Raw genomic sequence first — 19185 nt, forward strand, 5'->3', positions numbered from 1 at the left:
TTCGTATCAGAGTAGCCTCCTCGGTTAACATTGTCATGTCAGCTGTTAGAAACTAAGGAGGGGACTTTTTTGGCCAAGGTAGCATTTTGGATTACGGCTGGACCCGAACTTGAGGCTAAAGCAGTTTCGGGAATCATACTGGCGAGCCGACTGAAGAAAAACCGTGGGCAAGACGTCGAGGTGTACTTTTTTGGACCCGGTGTAGAATTGGTCGGCAAACCAAGCGACAACGTGAAGGAAGCTTTGGCGATGCTTCGCGACGCCAACGTGCACGGCGGCTACTGCCCATTTAATGCTCAACAATTCGGCGTGGAGGAGGCAGTTTCCGGTGAGGGACTTCATGGTGAAGCTGCTGGAGAGGCGCTGATTCGGTTAGTTGAAGACGGCTACCAAGTGGTCGGATATTAACGTCGAATTGCTATTTTGACAGGCAAACTGGAATGGGCGCGATGCGTTATCGCGCCCATTCGGCGTGTACACGGTATCAATTCATCGAGTGCGGGCCTCTCTCGACCCACCCCAGACCTTGCATGTTGTGTAATGAACGCGCGGAATGATGACGCATCCGGTCACAATCAAACTCTCGTGTATTTTGCTACAATACAGATAACAACTCGTACTCCAACCTGGAGGCTGATCCCTACGAAACGGCTCCCCGCATCGATGTCTAAAGATGAAGTCTTCACGCAGCTTGAGCGCTTTCGAGATAACGACATGCAGACCCACGGTGGCAAGGTGTGGGCCTATGTGTATGACAGTGGCCTTCGTGAAGTGGAAGAGGTGGCTGCCACGGCATACACAAAGTACATGAACGAGAATGCCCTCGACTTCACAGTCTTCCCAAGCCTTCTTCAGATGGAGAATGACATCGTCGCCATCGTCGCGGAGATGTTTGCGCCACAGAGTGGCGACGCCGAAAGCGTTCTACCCATCCGACCAAGCGGAACATTTACAAGTGGTGGTACAGAGAGCATTTTGCTAGCGGTCAAGGCGGCACGTGACTGGGCGCGTGCCACAAAACCAGACATCACCTTACCTGAAGTGATTTTGCCTGTCACGGCACATGCGGCGTTCCATAAGGCAGCTCACTACTTCGGTCTGAAGCCGGTCGTTGTACCTGTGAATGCAGAGACGTTTCGCGTCGATGCTGATGTAGTATGCGAGCACCTTACCGACAACACTGTGATGCTGGTAGGTTCTGCAGTCAACTACTCGCACGGTGTGACTGACCCAGTCCATGAACTTGGGGCCATTGCCCTGGAGTACAAGCTGTGGCTGCACGTGGATGCTTGCATCGGTGGGTTCCTTATGCATTACCTTCGCGACGTCGGGGAGCTAATCCCAGATTTCGATTTTCGAGTACCGGGTGTCAGTTCTCTGTCAGTCGATCTTCATAAGTACGCCTACGCAGCGAAAGGGGCCTCTGTGGTACTGTACCGCGATGCGCAATTGCGGCAGTACGAGATGTTCGCATCCACGCGCTGGGCGGGGTATCCGATGATTAACACGACGATTCAATCGACGAAGTCCGGGGGGCCACTGGCTGCTTGTTGGGCTGTCATGCACTACCTTGGCGAGGACGGTTACCGTACGTTAGCCAAGAAGACTCTTCACACGCGAGAAAGGCTTCAGAGCGGACTAGCAAAGCTTCCCGAACTACGGGTCCTTGGAATGCCGGAAGCTGGGCTGATTGCCTTTACGTCGGATACCGTCGACGTGTTTGCCCTGGCCGACGAGATGAAACGGCGCGACTGGTTCGTTCAGGTGCAGCCGGGGCGACCCGCAACCGACAACCTGCCGGGCCTTGTCCCCACCCTCCATTTGACTGTCACGGGTGCGAGTGAAAAGATTGTTGAGCCTTTTCTCGCCGACCTTGAGGGAGCGATTGAAAGTCTGAAACGCGACCCGGTGGACGGTGGCGGGAGAGGGGGCAGGCCGAGTCAACCCTCCACTACTCCAACTGTTGTCGAGCAGCTGGCCACTGTCAATCCCGAGACCCTAACGCCTGAAGTGCTAACTCAGTTACTCCGCGGTCTCGGCCTTGCTCCCGGCCAGTTGCCCGGGGACATGGCGGATATCAATCGACTCCTGCGAGTATTGCCGCCGGACTTGATGGAGCGGCTGTTCATCGCCATTACGAGCGAAATGTACACACCGAGACCGTGGTCGTCCGAAGCAGCGGGAGGGCACACCTCATGAACCGTTGGGTTCTCCTGGTCGGCTATGCATTACTCATCTGTGTGACGCAGGTGCTGTGGGTGACCTTCTCGCCGATCACGACGCTCACCGCCACCATTATGCACACTGGGGTAGGGGCGGTGGGCGACCTCACTGCACTCTTTCCAATCGTGTACATTGTGGTCGCTGTCCCCGCGGGCATTTGGCTAGATCGGCAGTTTACGTCAGCACTTGCGATTGGCACTGTGCTTACCGGGATTGCTGGGATTGCTCGGGTCGTCATGCCGGTGTCGTACGGGTGGCAGTTCGCGATGCAAATGCTTCTCGCAATCGCCCAGCCGTTTGTCATCAATGCGATTGCATCGTTCGCTCGCAGTATTTTTCCGAGCGTCGGAGACCCGTTGCGATTTCGATTGCCAGTGTCGCTCTTTTCGTCGGCGTCGCTGTCGCGATGATCATCAGCCCCATTTTGATGCACCACGGGGGCCTTGGCGCAGTGGAACTTGGCGAGGGCATTCCGGCAGTCGTCGTCATGCTGTGGGTGATGCTAGGCCTCGTTGGACCGCTTCGAGCACCGCTTGCGGCACTCCCGGCGCACGGCGCCGACAGACATGGAGGCACGACATCTGCTCAGGTTCGATCCGTCCGGATGAGCCTTCAAACCGTGTTTGCGGACCGTTTCATTTGGATGATGTGCGGTCTGCTTGCTGTCGGGCTTGGCGTGTTTGACGCGCTCAATACGTGGTTGCAGCCGATATTTTCGGAATATGGGATGGGCGGTGCGAGCGGCAACCTGCTTGCCCTGATGCTAGTCGCGGGCATTTTCGGTTCAGCCTTGCTTCCGTCCATTGCGGCGAAACGGAATCTCCGCAAGACTTTGATGGTCACCGCAGTTGGTCTCACCACTTGGATGCTTGTCGCCATGATGTTGTGGCAGTCGACCCTTTGGATTGGACTGTGGATGGTAGTTGCGGGGTTCTTTCTGTTGGCCGGGTTCCCAATCATTCTCGAGTGGACAGGACGTCAGGTTGCACCGGGACTGCAGGGCATTGCCGTCGGGTTCATCATGCTCACCAGTCATCTGGGAGGCATTGTGTTGATTTTTATGATTCAGTTTGCACTGAAACCAGCCAATCTCGCAGTTGCTCTTTTGGCTGTAGCGAGTGCACTGGGCTTATGGCTGACACTGCGCCTGCCTGGGAGACGAGTCCGACAAACAGAGCATGAGGAGATGTCGACATGATCGCGAGAGACGCATTTCATCAGTGGTTGTCTGACAGACAGATTCCGCGGTTGTTCGGAAATCCCGGGTCTACCGAACTGCCGATGCTGGTCAACTGGCCCGCTTCAGTAGAATACGTACTTGGACTGCAGGAGAGCATTGTCGTGGCCATGGCAGACGCCTATGCCCAGGCCACCGGTCACTGTGCACTCGTTAATCTGCATGCAGCGCAGGGCCTCGGCAATGCCATTGGCTCACTTCGTACAGCTCTGTACAATCACGCCCCTATGGTTGTAACCGTTGGGCAGGAGGACACGAGGCATCAGATTCTAGAGCCTCTTCTGTACGGTGACATGGTGTCGTTGGGGCAACCGGTCGTAAAGTGGGCATATGAGGTCAAAGAGGCGGTCGACTTAGTACCGGCGCTCGAACGGGCTTGGCATCTTGCAGAACTGTCGCCGGCGGGACCTGTGTTACTGTCCATCCCGATGAACCTGTGGGACCAACCGGCGACGCACCTCGCCATCCGTCAAATGCACACTCCGGTTGTTGCGGACCCTGAGTTGGTCAAACCGATTTACGAAGCGTTACTGGAGGCTCAGGCACCTGCACTTGTACTCGGCGGTGGAGTGGCTCGGAGCGACGCGTTCGATGAGGCGATTGCCCTAGCAGAGCGCCTCCAGTGTTCAGTGTATGGGGCACCGCTTGCACAGCGGCTCGGGTTCCCGAACCAGCATCCGCTTTACGAGGGAATGTTGCAACCTGCGCTGCCGTTGACTTTACAAACCCTTGCGAAGCACGATGTCGTTCTCGTCATTGGCGCACCTGTCTTTATGACCTATCCATATCTGCCAGGTCCGCGTTCCCTGCCCATGCAGGTGCTGCATATTGACGACCTCGACCTGCACCTATCCGCTTCACTCGCTCAGCAAACGTTTCAACTTCCCATCAAAGCGGCCCTCGCCACATTGGTCGAACGGGTACCGGCCGTAAGCCGTACCTCGCCCACCGGTGCCGCTGCTCGCGCAGCCAAGAAAGAAGCCGCTGCCATGCGTTCCAAACAGGTGATGGGCGTGCCTTACGTGCTCGACGCCGTATCTAGACGGGTACCCGATGACACGGTCGTGATTGACGAAGCAGTGTCTGCCAGTCCACTTGTTCGGGAGTATTTACATGTATCTCGCGCAACACAGTACTTTACGGCATCCACCGGGGGCCTCGGGTGGGGAATTCCTGCTGCCATCGGAGCAGCGATGGCAAACCCAGGTCAAACTGTGCTTGCAGTTGTCGGAGACGGTGCCAGTTTGTATGGCATTCAGGCCCTGTGGACGCTCGCGAGGTTGAATCTTCCAGTCGGTGTGGTCGTTTTGAACAACCGGCGGTACTCCATCTTGAACGGGTTTGGGAAAATGCTCTATCCGAGTTTGGAGTCCACGCTGCCGGGACTTGAACTTCCAGGGATTGATATGGTCAAAGTCGCAGAAGGCTTTGGCGTTTCGGCTTCGCACGTGCGCACACCGGCTGAACTCGAAGCGGCGCTTGCTTCGATATGGAACGCAGGCGGGGGAGGGCACAGGCAGACAGTGTTTAAACCGTTCCTGCTTGATGTAGCGGTCACATCAGAGGCGATTTCTTTGATGTAGGACGGTCGTGTATGCAATTCATGCTGGGGAAAACTGTGTCGCAATCGCCGACACCCGTACGGACTATCCCGATTGCGGGAATTGGTACTTTTGGACGTAGTCATGATGGTAGATGCAGATCATCCGAATATGTCTTCTGTCGACTCTGTTAACGAGAGAAAATTGCCCTGTAAGTTACCCGTCGGCGATGCCGGGAAAAGGGATGACGACATGAATGACTACACAGTCCACGAACAACTCGTTGAGCGGTTACTCGCCTGGGAACAGGACGGGACGCTTGACACCTTGCACCGCATGATTACGCTGTTTGGAAAACTACTGGATGACGGCACTCCCGAAAGACTCGCCTATTTGCTCAACCATCTGCAAAAAATAGACGAGGCCATGCATATCAGCTGACATCGGGTCAAATCGTCACCTGTGGGTTGGCCAGACTACAGATTGTCGAAAGAGCCCACTGTCAGTGGGCTCTTTCATCGAGTGTACGCCCGGCACGGGCGGTTTCTTGCCCTGAGTCGGTTGCATCCGAGTGTGACGCTGGCGTCGCTCCCCCGTATCCTTTGCCGATGCGGTTCGACTTTTTTCGGTTTTTGGGTGCACATTGCGTTCCCGGCTCCGTACATTAGAGTGTCAGGCTTACCATTGACAGACTGGCGTGGACAACCCAAAGGAGTGAAAAATGTGCCGGAGTACAGCGCTTTGTCGCACTTGCGCTGTTCCCGATGTGGGCGGGAGTCCCCCGCCGCAGGTGTTCGGGAAAAGTGTCAGTGTGGCGGGATTCTCTTTGCACAGTACGACCTCACTGCCGTCGCTGCGTCCTGGTCCAAAGAGATGTTGGCGAGTCGCGAACCGAACTTGTGGAAGTACCACGAACTGCTCCCCGTGCGCAATGAATCGAATGTGGTTTCGCTCTGCGAACAGATGACGCCGCTCTTAACTTTGCCGACCCTGTCCGGGCGCCTAGATGTGCCGAACTTGCTGGTGAAGGACGAGAGTCGACTGCCTTCAGGTACGTTCAAAGCCCGCGGGTCATCTGTCGGGATTTCGAAGGCAAAAGAACTTGGCGTGCCAGGGGTAGCCATTCCGACCAACGGCAATGCGGGTGCCGCTTGGGCCCTCTACGCAGCGCGAGCCGGTATGCCTATCACGGTTGTGCTTCCAACGAGCGGACCGGAGACGCCGCGGAAAGAATGCGTTGCGGCGGGGGCACGAGTCTACACCATTGACGGCACCATTGGTGACGCGGGCCGTCTGGTGCACGATGCAGCACAGAAATACAACTGGTACGACGTATCGACGTTCAACGAACCCTATCGACTCGAAGGGAAGAAGACGATGGGGTTCGAGATCGCGGAACAACTTGGCTGGAGTGTCCCAGACGTAATCGTCTACCCAACTGGCGGCGGCGCTGGTGTCGTCGGGATTTACAAAGCGTTCGACGAACTCGAGCAGTTGGGATTCATCGGCAGCAAGCGGCCGCGGATGGCCATCATTCAAACCGAGGGGTGTGCTCCGCTGGCACGGGCGTTTGTGCAGGGGCAGCGAGCGTGCAAGCCGTGGGTCGATCCCGCTACCATCGCGTTTGGCATGCGTGTCCCGAGCCCGTCCGCTGATTACCTGCTGCTCGACATCGTCTACCGCACTGACGGCATCTGCACGACGGTCACGGAGTCTGCCATCGCAGACATGCGCCTGCAGGTGCTGCGCGATGAGGGCTTCAACATCTGCCCGGAAGGTGCCGCTGCGTTCGCAGGCGTGCAAAAGTTGCGGGAACAAGGGGTCATCGATCGCGATGAGCAGGTGCTCCTCGTCAACACTGGTTCGGGTCTTAAATATATGGACCAAGTCGCGGATACCTCCACCGAGCTTGACCTGCGCACAGGTCTCTAACCGTCTTTACGCCGAGCCAATTGTGTAGTATTGCGGCTCGGTGCCCACACTGGACATGCCCCCGCACAAAGTTCCCTGAACAAACTGCGTGACCGTCAGATCAAGCGATCGACCGGTAGACCGGCATTGACGGCTGCGCAAAAACGCCCTACGATCGATCGTGAAGCTACATATCGAAATCATGTTTCACATATGAAATCACATGGAGGTGGAGCACCGTGAAAGCAGCTGTCTTGGAAGCGTTTGCAAAACCGCTCGTCGTGCAACAGATGCCAGACCCGGAGTTGTCCCCGCACGGCGCGGTGATTCGTGTACAGGCAAACGGCGTCTGCCGGAGTGACTGGCACGCGTGGATGGGCGACTGGGACTGGATGAAGCTCACACTGCCGCACATCCTCGGCCATGAATTCAGTGGCATCGTCGAGGCAGTTGGCGCTGAGGTGCGGACTTTTCAGCCGGGTGACCGCGTTGTCGTCCCGTTCACGCAAGGTGACGGCACTTGCCCGCACTGTCGCAGTGGTCACCAGAATGTCTGTGACAACGTCGCTCTCCCTGGGTTCACGTACTGGGGTGGCTTCGGTGAGTACGTCCACGTGCCAAACGCTGATAGTAACCTCGTGACGCTCCCAGAAGGCGTGAGTTTCGCGGAGGCGGCAGCGCTTGGCTGCCGCTTTATGACCGCGTTTCACGGTCTTGTCGACCAAGCGAAAGTGACAGCGGGTGAGTGGGTTGTCGTGCACGGGTGTGGCGGTGTTGGGATGTCGGCTGTTCAGATTGCGAGTGCTATCGGCGCCAACGTCGTCGCTGTCGATATTTCCGCAGACAAGTTGGCGTTCGCGCAGCAGCTTGGCGCGACTGCGACCGTCAACGCGAACGACCCGAAGCTGCGCGCGCACATCAAAGACATCACCGGTGGGGGCGCCCATGTCTCAGTGGACGCACTCGGTATTACGGCCACTTGCCAGGCTGCGCTGCGCAGTTTGCGCAAGCGCGGCCGACACCTGCAAATCGGGATGACGAGCGGTGCGGAGCGTGGCATGATTGCCGTGCCGATCGACTTTATTGTGCAGCAGGAACTGCAGATTGTCGGGGCGTTTGGGATGCAGCCCGCGCGGTACACGCCGATGTTGCAACTCGTCGAGCAGAAGCGGCTGCGCCCCGGTGAGTTGGTGACGGAGACCATCGGGATCGAACAAGTGAACGATGTTCTCGCCGGGATGGCGACGTATAGCGGCGTCGGCGTCACGGTGGTGACCAAGTGGTGAATCGGTTTGATGCCGACGCTGAAGGGCGCGGTCAGGCGGAGGCCGCTGTGCGTTACGAGGTGCCGTCTGTCGTGCTCGCAGTGCGCATCCTGAAGCTACTGAGTCGCTACAAGCACCGCAGCTGCTCGCTCAAGGAGATTGCAGAGTTGACGGGGGCGAGTAAGACGACGTGTCTGCGCGTGCTGCGCAGCCTCGAGCAGGAGGACATCCTCAAGTACGATGCGGAGAGGCGAAAATACAGTCTTGGTCCGTATCTAATCCCGCTTGGCAACCGCGCCCTTGCACTGAACGACTTTCTGGCCACCGCGACGTCTGAACTCACGGCGGTCGCTCGTGAGACTGGGCTCACGACGGTGCTTATCGAGCGGCTGCGGGATGACAGGCTGATTTACATCGCGTCAGAGGAACCGGAGCAGGACAACCTTCGGATCGCGGTGTCTGTCGGGCAGTCGTTCCCGATTGTCGGCGCCGGTTTTGGCCACTGTTTTATCGCCTATGGGGACGAGGCGTCGTGGCCGCGCTACGCACGGCAGCTGACGCCCTTTTCGCCCAACAGCATTGTAAATCCCGATGTTTTTTATGAGAGTTTGAGGCAGATTCGACGCAACGGCTACGCTGTCTCGCACGGGGCCCTGGCCCATGGCGTGTCTGCTGTCGCGGCCCCGATTTTCGCTGACAGCGGGGAAGTGGAACTGGTCATGTCGAGTCTCGCGATGACGGTCGTTTTGACGCCGGAGTTGCAAGAGCGCGCGCTTCGCGTGCTGCTCGAGCACACGCTCCGACTGTCGGAGTGGAACGGCTGGCAACCGCTGCACTGAGGCCGCACATTGGTGTGCACATCTGTGTGCACACCAATGTGCATATCGATACGGAGTCAAGGACACACACCCGCACGTGATGCGGAGTATATGTCACACGTCGACCATTTCTGAGGAGGAGAGGATGAACATGGATTTTGAACTGTCTGATGAGCTGAAGCAGATGAAAGAGGTGATTCGCGACTTCGTGGACAACGAGGTCGAGCCGCACGCGATGGAGATTGAAGAGCATGACCGGGTGCCCGACGAACTGCTGGAGAAGTCGAAGCGGCTCGGCCTGTTCGGCCTCAGCATTCCGGAGGAGTACGGCGGAATGGGGCTCTCGATGCTCGGCAAATGCGCGTTGTTCGAGGAACTCGGCAAGACAATCAACGGCTACACGACCATCATCGGCGCGCACAACGGGATTGGCTCGGTTGGCATTGTCACGTTCGCGAACGAAGCGCAGAAACAGCGCTACCTACCGAAGATGGCGACTGGTGAGTGGCTCGGCGCGTTTGCGCTGACCGAGCCACAGGCGGGATCAAACGCAGCCGCCCTGCGTACAACAGCGGTAAAGAAAGGCGACCGCTACATCCTGAATGGCCAGAAAATCTACATCACGAATGCGCCGTACGCACAGGTCTTTACGGTGATGGCGGTGACGGACCCGGAGAAGGGCGCGAAAGGCATCACGTCGTTCATCGTCGAGCGCGACTTCCCGGGGTTCTCTGTCGGCAGCATCGAGAAGAAGATGGGTCTGCACGGGTCGCACACGGCGCAACTTTACTTCGAGGACATGGAAGTCCCGGAGGAGAACGTGCTCGGCGTGGAGGGTCAGGGCTATGTCAACGCCCTGAAAATCTTGGCGAACGGCCGCGCGGGCCTCGCTGCACGCTCGCTCGGGTCCTGCCAGTACCTGCTCGACAAATCGGTCGCCTACGCGATGGAGCGCGAGCAGTTCGGCAAGGCCATCTTCGAGCAGCAGATCATCCAACACTACCTCGCCGATATGGCGGTCGAGATTGAAACGCTGCGCTGGATGACGTACCGCGTAGCGTGGATGAGCGACCAGGGCGACAACGTCGTCAAGGAAGCCGCGATGCTCAAGCTCTACGGGTCGGAGGTCTACAACCGCGTCGCCGACAAAGCGGTGCAGATTCACGGGGGCGTCGGTTACATCGCCGACTACCCGATTGAGCGATTCTACCGCGACGCGCGCATCACGCGCATCTACGAGGGGACAAGCGAGATTCAAAAGAACATCATCGCCGCCCAGCTGCAGCGGGAGTATTTGCAGAAGCACTGAGTGGTTAGGCATTTGGCGATGGCCGCCACCGTCGTCCTGAGGGGTGCAGTGGCAGTGTCTGAAGGACGTAGCGAAGTGGGGGAGGCGGATGATGGACAAGGCGTACTACGAGCAGCTCTGGCAGGAGTTTGAGACCTCACCGTTTTGGGTGTTCATGACCATCAAGATTGAGTCGCTCGAAGAGGGTTCCGTGAAATTGGTCATGCCACCTTCCGAGAACTACGTGAACCTCAACGGTGGTGTGCACGGCGGGGTGCTGACCTCACTGCTCGACTCGGTGATGGGGCTCACGGTGCGGAGCACGTGGGACGTGCCGGCGGTGACCCAGTCGTTGACCGTGCAGTTCCTGCGCGCGCCAAAGCCGGATGAAGCCTTGTTTGCTTCGGGCTCGGTCGTGAAGGCTGGACGAACCGTGGCATCCATCGAGGGGCGGTTGTTCGGAGCGGACGGCCGCCAGTTGGCCCTCGGTATCGGCACGTTTATGAAAGTCCCAGGGGCTTAAGAGGCGAGGCGGGATTGGGCGGGCTGGCTGAGTCGCGCCGCCCCTGCGTGATCGCGGTCGGTCGACCGTTACTTAGTGGTGGTCGCAGCACAGTCGCACCCTCTCACGAACGACCCGCCTCTGCCGCCTTTGGTCAGGTCCCGTGGGCTCTGGTATAATTGACATGGTCGCTCCTGTCTTGTCGCAATCGCGGACTCAAGGCAGGAGTCGCTCTTGCGCGCGTAAGTAGCGCGAGAAGTTGACGGACGAAGCGTGACCAAGGTGCGCGCGGGGAGGCCCGCGCGTCTACGGCAGAGTAGCAATTCAGCTGCCTGTCGCGGGAAAAGTGACTACTGGGGCTGTGAGATTATGGCGCGAACGGTGATGGCATCACCCGTAACGTTCGACCTTACAAATTACATAGAAACTATGCATCGCGCGTTGGTGACATCATGGAAAGAGGGCGTGATCCACTGGCATCGCCCGGTGGTTTTGGTCTATCGCGGTGCCGTGGCGTTTCCGGAAGGCTATCTGAACAGGCTGCTCGCGGTCTGTGGTCGGAACAGCGCGGCTACGGGCACCTGTGTGTACTGGCGGGCGCCAGACGGATCTTCTTGTATCGGGATGGGCACAGCAGTCGATACGACTGTGTCGGGAGACCAGCGTTTCGCGCACGTCAAGCAGGTGATAGCAGACTACCCCGCTCACTCTGCCACCGACGAACCAACCACGCTCGGAAGCGACGTCGCGGCGAAATGGTTCGTCGGAGGAGCGTTTGCGGTGCAGTCGAGGCGCGCACCGTGGCTTAGTTGGTCAGATGCCCGCGCGATACTGCCGGAATTCCTGTTTGAGCAGACGGCGGACGGTCGACAGACACTCACATGCCAAGTCGTGGTTGCGCAAGGTGACACGGAGGCAAATCTCGCCACCATGCTGCGCGGTTTCGAGAGACGACTACGCATGTTAGTGGAACAAGCTGAGAGAGTTGACGGTGCGGTCGTTGACGCGACGAACAGCACAATGGGTTCGTCCACGACGGCAACCACCGCAATGCCAGGCGCCACATCGACAAATGCCGCGCTGCCAACTCCGGTCTCTCCGCCGGACGAGTCGCGCGCCTTCTTGACTGCTGTTGCTGACACTGCAGCCGATATTCGAGCGGGAAAGTACACCAAGGCGGTGCTGGCGAGACGCGCGGTGGTGAATCGGGCAGTGAATATGACTGTCGATCGCGTAGTTCCCCGGCTGGAGGCGCAAAACCGAGAGACGTTTGTGTTCGCTGTTCGCGCGGACGAGGAGTGGTTTGTCGGCGCCAGCCCAGAGCGCCTCGTGCAACTGTCAGGCGGCGAGGTGGCTGTCGATTGCCTCGCAGGTACCACGGCGCGCAGCACTGATGCTGCGGTGGATGAACAACTTGGGGCGGAACTGCTCGCTAGTACAAAGGATCGCGAAGAGCATCACGTCGTCGTTCGCTGGGTGACAGAGAACCTCGCAGGCCTCGTCGACGACCTTGAGTTGCGCACTGCGCCAACGCTCAAGAAGCTGCGCAACGTCCAACACCTGTGGACGGCGGTCAGAGGACTAGTACGCCAAGGTATGACGGTCCTTGACCTGGTGGATAGACTGCACCCGACACCGGCTGTGGCAGGGAGGCCGCGAGAGGTGGCGCTTGAGGTCATTGCAGAACGGGAGCAGATGGATCGGGGTTGGTACGCTGGACCCATCGGCTGGGTCGACAGTCGCGGCGACGGAGAGTTTGCCGTAGCGCTGCGTTCAGCTCTGTTCACCGACACAGACGTTCACCTGTACGCGGGTGCAGGTATCATGGGGGACTCTAAGCCCGAGTCCGAGTGGCGCGAAACCGCGCTGAAGTTGCGTGCGATGCAGGCTGCCATTGCGCCACACGGCGAAACCGTCGAGGCAACCTTCGAAGAAGCTGTCGCAGAATCCGTGGCAACAGCCGTCGACGGATCCGCTCGCGGCGAACGCGCTAATCAGGCTGCACCTCACACCAGAGCGAGGGATGACCAGTGACAGAAAACCACAACTTGACTGTTCTCTACAGCTTTGTCCGGGCCCTGCGTCGGGCGGGGGTGGAGGATGTGTGTATCTCACCCGGATCACGCTCGACCCCTCTCACCCTCGCCTTCGTCCGGTCTGGGCTGTTTCGAGTCTGGACTCTGCTTGACGAGCGCTCCTCGGGTTTCTTCGCGGTTGGGCTGGCTCGAGTCGGCCGACCGGCCGCGCTTGTCTGCACATCAGGCAGTGCGACGGCGAACTACCATCCGGCTGTGATGGAGGCTAACACGTCACACCTACCGTTGGTTGTTCTCACGGCCGACCGCCCACCTGAACTTCAAGACGTCGGTGCGAACCAGACTGTTGATCAAAGCAAGTTGTACGGCACGCACGTCAAGTGGCAGGTGCAAATGCCCGTTCCGGAAGACACGCCAGTGCTGCACCGCCACGCTGAAGCCACCGCCTGGCGCCTCGTCAGTGCGGCAACTGCGCTCCCGCAAGGCCCTGTTCACTTGAACTGGCCGCTGCGTGAGCCGCTCATCCCGCCAGCCATCGACGATGTGAACCTGCCGGAAGCTACTTTGACACACGCGTTTGCCCCTGTACTCGCGCCACACCCGCAGGCTGTGGACGCGGTCGAACAGCTGTGTGCTCGTTCACCGCGCGGTCTGTTTGTCTGCGGGCCGCAGGCAGACGAGCACCTGGCCGAGGCGCTCGTCGCATTGTCGGCCGCCTGGCACGTTCCGCTTGTAGCGGATGTGCTGTCCCAAGTCCGAACTGTCGGCCCACTACCCGCAGAAGCGGTGGTGGTAGAAGGCTATGATTTGTGGCTCCGTGATCGGCAAATTGCGGACGCCCTCACGCCAGACTGGATTGTGCGATTTGGTGGCACACCGACCTCGAAGCCGCTGAATCAGTTCCTCGCGCGCTGCCGCGGGAGTCAGCAGGTCGTTGTCGATGCGGGGACAAACTGGCGTGATCAAGACTTCGTGACAGACACGGTGGTACAGTGCGAACCGACGCTCATGGCCCAGTTGCTGACAGCCCGTGCCACGGTGGACGCTGGGACGGACGCCACGGCCCGCGCCGGGACGGACGCCACGACGGACGCAACGACCGCTGCCACGATGGACGCCACGCCCGCCGCTGAGACGGAGACGAACTGGACGCAGCTCTGGCAACTTGCAACGGTGCGGGCGCGCGAAGCGCTTTTAGACGCAGAAAAACTGGTGAGCGCGAGTGACCGCGGGCTCGCGTTTGAAGGGCAGGTCTTCACGGAACTTGCTCATCACCTTGTAGACGGAGACGTGATGTTTCTCGGCAACAGCATGCCAGTTCGCGACGCGGAAAGCTTCTTGCCGGCCGGGGAGCGGCGCGTGCAGGTGCTGGCGAACCGTGGGGTGAGCGGGATTGACGGTGTCGTTTCGAGCGCAGTCGGCGCAGCTGCAGGTTCGGGGCGTCGGACCGTGCTCGTAATCGGCGATGTCTCATTCTTCCACGACCAGAACGGACTGCTCGCAGCCAAACAGTTCGGTGTCGACTTGACTGTCGTGCTCGTCAACAACGACGGCGGCGGCATTTTCTCGTTCTTGCCGCAGGCTGCCTATCCGGAGACGTTCGCACACTTTCGCACGTCACATGGACTCGACTTCAGCCACACGGTCGCGCTCTACGGCGGTGTGCTGCACCGTCCGACGGACTGGGTGGCGTTGCGGCAGAGTCTCGACCAAGCGCGAGAGCAGGGGGGCCTGCAGGTGATTGAGGTGCGCACTGACATGGACGCGAATGTGGCGATGCACAGTGAAGTTGTGCAGCGTGTACAGAGTGCCGTGCGGGGGGCGTTCGCGTGATCGACCATCGCTTTATGACCGTGCGCGGCTGCCGCTATCATGTGCAGACCGTCGGGGAAGGGGCGCCGGCTACGCTGCTGCTGCACGGCTTTACCGGCAGCGCAGACGTCTGGGCTAGCTTCACGGAGGACTTCCCTACGCCCGGACAGCGTGTCGCTGTCGACCTGGTTGGTCACGGTCAAACCGATGCACCCGCCAGTCCTGTCCGCTATTCCATGTCCGAAACGATTGCCGACTTGGCAGCTCTCATGACGGAGCTTGGGCATGAGACGTTTGACTTGATTGGCTACTCGATGGGGGGGCGCATCGCGCTCGCCTTCGCGTTGACGCACCCAGAGCGGGTGCAGAGGCTCCTCCTCGAGAGTGCTTCCCCCGGACTGCGTACGGAAGCTGAACGCGCCCTGCGAAGGCAGTCGGACGCCGCGCTGGCTGATTTGATCCTGCAGCAAGGCCTTCCCGCGTTCGTCGACCGCTGGGAGCAGACGCCGCTCTTTGCGAGCCAGGCTCGCCTCGCACCGGACGACCTCGCACGTCAACGCGCCGTCAGGTTGTCGCACCAACCGGTCGGCCTTGCGAACAGCCTGCTTGGCATCGGCACCGGCAGTCAACCTTCGTATTGGGACGAACTGCATACGTTGCAGTTGCCGGTTCTCCTCGTGACTGGGGAACTCGATGAAAAGTACACGGCGATTGCCGAAGCGATGCTGACGATGCTGCCAAATGCGCGCCACGCAGATGTCCCGGGTGCCGGCCACACTGTTCATTTGGAGGAGCCAGACCTCTACCGCGGCATCCTGGCTGGCTTCCTGAGCGGAAGGACGGTCTCGTGATCGCGGTCGTAGAAGTCATCCTTCACCGTCTGTTGATGCCCCTTCAAATGCGCGTGCAAACGAGCTACGGTGTGCAGACGGACCGTGATCTGTTGCTGGTCGAACTGCACACGGCAGATGGACTGGTCGGTTGGGGCGAGAGCGTCGCGATGAATCACCCGTACTACACGGAGGAGTCGACGGACACCGTGGAGGTCATTCTGCGCCGCGAACTGATTCCGCTGGTCCTCGAGCATCCTTGGTCGCACCCGAGCGAGTTCTGGCAGCAGGCGTCCCGCGTCATCGGTAACCCGATGGCGAAGTTTGCTGTGGAGGGCGCGCTGTGGGACCTCTACGCACAGCAGCAAGGGATTTCGCTCGCGCAGGCGCTCGGTGGGACGAAGGCGATGGTCGAGGTGGGGGTGAGCATCGGGATCTGTCCAATTGGCGAACTCCTTGCGGAAGTTGGGGACTACCTGGAACAAGGATACCGCCGGATCAAAATCAAAGTACAGCCGGGCTGGGACATCGAGCCCGTCACGGCGATTCGCGAAAGGTTTCCCGACGCTCCGCTGATGGTCGACGCGAACGGGGCGTACGATCGCGCTGATGATACGGCGGTGCTTCGGCTCGACGGCTTCGGACTGATGATGATTGAGCAGCCGTTTGCCGCGGGCTCGTGGGAGCGTCACTCGCGCCTGCAGGCGCAGATGGAGACGCCGCTCTGCCTAGACGAGTCGATCACGACCCTCGACGCTGCCCTGCGCGCGATTCGCCTTGGCGCCTGCCGCATCATCAATGTGAAGCCGGGGCGCCTTGGCGGCTTCACGCCGACACTGGAAGTCGTCCGCGCGGCGCGGGCGGGTGGCGCCCTGCTGTGGTGCGGGGGCATGTACGAAACGGGCGTCGGGCGGGCCGGATGTGTCGCCATGTCGGCGCTCGACGTGTTCACGCTGCCAGGCGACACGGCGGCGAGCCGCCGCTACTTTCAGCCGGACATCATCCGGCCCGAAGTCACGGTGGTAGATGGCCAAATTCGCGTGCCCTCGCTGCCGGGGCTCGGCTTTGAGGTCGACGTCGAGCAAGTCGCACGCTACGAGACGGAGAAGTGGACGTTTGTGGCGGGCGGGTAGGCAGGGCAGGGCAGGGCAGGGCAGGGCAGGGCAGGGCAGGGCAGGGCAGGGCGGTAGGGCCGGGCAGGGCCGGGCAGGGCAGGGCAGGGCAGGGCAGGGCAGGATGAACGCGGTTGTCGGCCTTTGAGTCAAACTAACATGCTCGGCGCGGGTTTGCGCAGGCCGGTAGGTGTCAAATTGATCCCTACAGCGGGGTGTGCAGGCCGGTAGGTGTCAAATTGATCCCTACAGCGGGGTGTGCAGGCCGGTAGGTGTCAATTTGAACCCTACAGCGGGGTGCGCCTGCCGGTAGGTGTCAAATTGAACCCTACAGCGGGGTGCGCCTGCCGGTAGGTGTCAAAATGACACCTAGAGCGCGGCGTCCTCACAGGTAAGTGTCAAAATGACACCTAGAGCGCGGCGTCCTCACAGGTAAGTGTCAAAATGATACCTAGAGCGGGGGGCGCCTGCCGGTAAGTGTCAAAATGACACCTAGAGCGCGGCGTCCTCACAGGTAAGTGTCAAAATGACACCTAGAGCGCGGCGTCCTCGCAGGTAAGTGTCAAATTGACACCTAGAGCGCGGTGTGCAGGCCGGTAGGTGTCAAAATGACACCTAGAGCGCGGCGTCCTCGCGGGTAAGTGTCAAAATGACACCTAGAGCGCGGTGTGCAGTCCGGTAGGTGTCAAAATGACACCTAGAGCGCGGTGTGCAGGCCGGTAAGTGTCAAAATGACACCTAGAGCGCGGTGTGCAGGCCGGTAAGTGTCAAAATGACACCTAGAGCGCGGTGCGCAGCGCGCAACACGGCGCGGCAATCGTCAAACTGGCACCTACAGGCGGGCGTACACGGCAGCTGCAGTCGGAAAGGGCTGCTCCAAGTGCCGTGATCCCAATGCGCTGCTCCAAATGCCCTGCTCCAAGTGCACTGCCCGTTTAGGATAGCTCTAATCGCCTGCCATTGCAGACAGTGAAGCCATTTCCGTTACGCGTGTTGCCGTGTTTTCATCGGCCGCAAAGCCTTCACCAGTGCGGGAGTCCGCCGCCACGGGGTGCCGAGGTAGGGAAGTGCGAAGCGGTCGAGACCGTACCAACCTGCAACTTTCCACGCAAGTACCAGCCAAGTGGCGAGGATGAAGAGAATCGGGTTGACGCTCAGCGTGCCTGCGAAAAGGTAAGTCGCGTTCATCAAGGTGCCAAAGAACGCGGCCGGACCCGTGAGGAGACCCAGAATCAAACCCAAGCCGACGAGAAACTCTCCGAACGAAACCACGTAGGAAAAAGTATGCGCATGCGGGATGACCACGTTGCTCAGAAACTTTGCATACCAACCTTGAACATCACCCGTTGAGACCTTGCCAAGCGCACCGAGCAGGAACCCACGTAATGCGACCCCGGCATGCGTCCCTGTCCATACAGGCGAGTGCAACTTTTCCCAGCCTGCGTGAATCCACTCGTAGCCAACGTACAGCCGGACGACCAACCAAAACCACGCAGACCGCGTGCTGCTGAAGAAAAAGTGCGACACTGGATTCTCTGGAACGACGACGCTGTGACCTTGCAGTACAGTGTTTGATAACTTCATGACTGATCCCCCTCCACCGTGAGACGGCTTCAGCGCTTCGCTGTCGACATCCCTTACGCGTCATATTTTGAGGTGTGGAAAGTCAAACCAATAGTTATTCTCGGACTATTTTGGGTAGGGGAACGGGCTAGTCGTAACGGACTAGGGCACTGACTCATTGTAGGTACTGCAGTTCTCTGAGTCAGGATTACAGGATTGGTGATACAGTTAGGTACAGGAACAAACGGAAGGACTGAGGTTGTGAGCAACTCTGCAAGAGTCGCACTAGTTACAGGCGCGTCACGAGGCCTAGGCCGAGCAATCGCGCTGAATCTGGCCGACAATGGCTACCATGTCGTGGTCAACTACCGCACATCGGGGGACGAGGCGGAAGGTGTTGTGCACGACATCACGGCCGCTGGCGGCGCCGCAAGTCCGTACCGCGCGGACGTCAGCATTCGTACCGACGTTGCGCGAATGGTGGAAGACGTTACCCGCGACATCGGCCCGATTAAAGTCCTCGTCAACAACGCTGGGCTCAACATCGATCGGCCTTTCCTCGAGATAACACCTGACGAGTGGACGCGCGTGGTACAGGTAAACCTTGACGGGACCTTTCACTGCACGCAACTCGTGGCGAAATCTATGCTCCATCACGGTGTTCAGGGCAGCATCGTGAACTTGTCGGCGAGCACGGCGATTAGCGGACGCAAAGACGGGGCGAACTACTGTGCTTCGAAGGCCGGCGTGATCGCGCTGACCAAGTGCACAGCGCTCGAACTCGCGCCGCACATCCGTGTCAACTGCGTGCTGCCTGGTTACATCGAGACACAAGAGGTCGTGGAGCGCTTCTCCCTGGACGACGAGACAGCACGGGAGCGGGTCATGGGCCGCATTCCGATGAACCGCTTGGGGCAGCCGGAAGAAATTGCTGAGATGGTCACCTTTTTGTGCTCAGAGAAAGCAACTTATATCACCGGCCAACAGTTCTTCGTCAACGGCGGCAACTATACCGGGTAGTTAATTGTGCCAGACATCCTGTCAGGG

At 59.4% G+C, this 19185-nt stretch carries 17 protein-coding genes; 16 read left to right on the plus strand and 1 reads right to left on the minus strand.

All coding sequences use genetic code 11. The annotated features are described in order from the left end of the window. Positions 1–69 precede the first annotated feature (69 nt). The 15 genes from JC200_RS16550 to menC all read left to right on the plus strand — a co-directional run bounded on the left by JC200_RS16550 (position 70) and on the right by menC (position 16596). Entirely contained in the window at positions 70–408 is a 339-nt protein-coding gene (locus JC200_RS16550; protein WP_274432791.1) for a DsrE family protein, read from the plus strand. A 255-nt stretch (positions 409–663) separates the two neighbouring features. Beyond that, positions 664–2199 (plus strand): pyridoxal phosphate-dependent decarboxylase family protein, encoded by a 1536-nt coding sequence (locus tag JC200_RS16555; protein ID WP_274432792.1) that lies wholly within the window; start codon positions 664–666, stop codon positions 2197–2199. Then, positions 2196–2633, plus strand: coding sequence for an MFS transporter (locus JC200_RS16560; RefSeq protein WP_274432793.1), 438 nt, complete (start codon positions 2196–2198; stop codon positions 2631–2633). Before JC200_RS16555 ends, JC200_RS16560 begins: the two co-directional genes overlap by 4 nt. After that, positions 2591–3421: an MFS transporter gene (locus JC200_RS16565; protein ID WP_274436575.1), complete on the plus strand. Its 831-nt coding sequence runs from the start codon at positions 2591–2593 to the stop codon at positions 3419–3421. The genes JC200_RS16560 and JC200_RS16565 overlap by 43 nt, the downstream gene beginning before the upstream one ends. Beyond that, positions 3418–5043: a thiamine pyrophosphate-dependent enzyme gene (locus tag JC200_RS16570; RefSeq protein ID WP_274432794.1), complete on the plus strand. Its 1626-nt coding sequence runs from the start codon at positions 3418–3420 to the stop codon at positions 5041–5043. Before JC200_RS16565 ends, JC200_RS16570 begins: the two co-directional genes overlap by 4 nt. Before the next feature lie 210 nt (positions 5044–5253). Beyond that, positions 5254–5442: a hypothetical protein gene (locus JC200_RS16575; RefSeq protein ID WP_274432795.1), complete on the plus strand. Its 189-nt coding sequence runs from the start codon at positions 5254–5256 to the stop codon at positions 5440–5442. A 282-nt stretch (positions 5443–5724) separates the two neighbouring features. Further along, positions 5725–6933, plus strand: a complete 1209-nt coding sequence (locus tag JC200_RS16580; protein ID WP_274432796.1) for a threonine synthase — start codon at positions 5725–5727, stop codon at positions 6931–6933. Between the two features lie 218 nt (positions 6934–7151). Continuing rightward, on the plus strand, positions 7152–8198 hold the full coding sequence (locus JC200_RS16585) for a zinc-dependent alcohol dehydrogenase family protein (RefSeq protein WP_274432798.1): 1047 nt from the start codon (positions 7152–7154) through the stop codon (positions 8196–8198). Further along, a complete protein-coding gene (locus JC200_RS16590; protein ID WP_274432799.1) occupies positions 8195–9016 on the plus strand; it encodes an IclR family transcriptional regulator in 822 nt (273 codons plus the stop codon). Before JC200_RS16585 ends, JC200_RS16590 begins: the two co-directional genes overlap by 4 nt. 130 nt (positions 9017–9146) lie before the next feature. Continuing rightward, on the plus strand, positions 9147–10304 hold the full coding sequence (locus JC200_RS16595) for an acyl-CoA dehydrogenase family protein (protein WP_274432800.1): 1158 nt from the start codon (positions 9147–9149) through the stop codon (positions 10302–10304). Positions 10305–10395: 91 nt separating this feature from the next. Continuing rightward, positions 10396–10806, plus strand: coding sequence for a PaaI family thioesterase (locus tag JC200_RS16600; protein WP_274432801.1), 411 nt, complete (start codon positions 10396–10398; stop codon positions 10804–10806). 444 nt (positions 10807–11250) lie between these two features. Beyond that, complete coding sequence (locus JC200_RS16605) at positions 11251–12819, plus strand: isochorismate synthase (protein WP_274432802.1); 1569 nt, start codon at positions 11251–11253, stop codon at positions 12817–12819. Then, positions 12816–14654, plus strand: coding sequence for a 2-succinyl-5-enolpyruvyl-6-hydroxy-3-cyclohexene-1-carboxylic-acid synthase (menD, locus tag JC200_RS16610; protein WP_274432803.1), 1839 nt, complete (start codon positions 12816–12818; stop codon positions 14652–14654). Before JC200_RS16605 ends, menD begins: the two co-directional genes overlap by 4 nt. Then, on the plus strand, positions 14651–15484 hold the full coding sequence (menH, locus tag JC200_RS16615) for a 2-succinyl-6-hydroxy-2,4-cyclohexadiene-1-carboxylate synthase (protein WP_274432804.1): 834 nt from the start codon (positions 14651–14653) through the stop codon (positions 15482–15484). Before menD ends, menH begins: the two co-directional genes overlap by 4 nt. Continuing rightward, positions 15481–16596 carry an o-succinylbenzoate synthase gene (menC, locus tag JC200_RS16620; RefSeq protein WP_274432805.1) on the plus strand — a complete coding sequence of 372 codons (1116 nt, stop codon included), beginning with the start codon at positions 15481–15483 and terminating at the stop codon, positions 16594–16596. Before menH ends, menC begins: the two co-directional genes overlap by 4 nt. Positions 16597–17559: 963 nt before the next feature. Here the strand turns inward: menC and JC200_RS16625 are convergent. Next, on the minus strand, positions 17560–18159 hold the full coding sequence (locus JC200_RS16625; RefSeq protein ID WP_274432806.1) for a DoxX family membrane protein: 600 nt from the start codon (positions 18157–18159) through the stop codon (positions 17560–17562). A 240-nt stretch (positions 18160–18399) separates the two neighbouring features. Here JC200_RS16625 and JC200_RS16630 point away from each other — a divergent pair, with 240 nt between their 5' ends. Further along, positions 18400–19158: an SDR family NAD(P)-dependent oxidoreductase gene (locus JC200_RS16630; protein WP_274432807.1), complete on the plus strand. Its 759-nt coding sequence runs from the start codon at positions 18400–18402 to the stop codon at positions 19156–19158. Positions 19159–19185 lie beyond the last annotated feature (27 nt).

The sequence above is a fragment of the Alicyclobacillus sp. ALC3 genome (genome assembly GCF_028751195.1).
In the GTDB taxonomy this organism is placed as follows: Bacteria; Bacillota; Bacilli; order Alicyclobacillales; family Alicyclobacillaceae; genus Alicyclobacillus_L.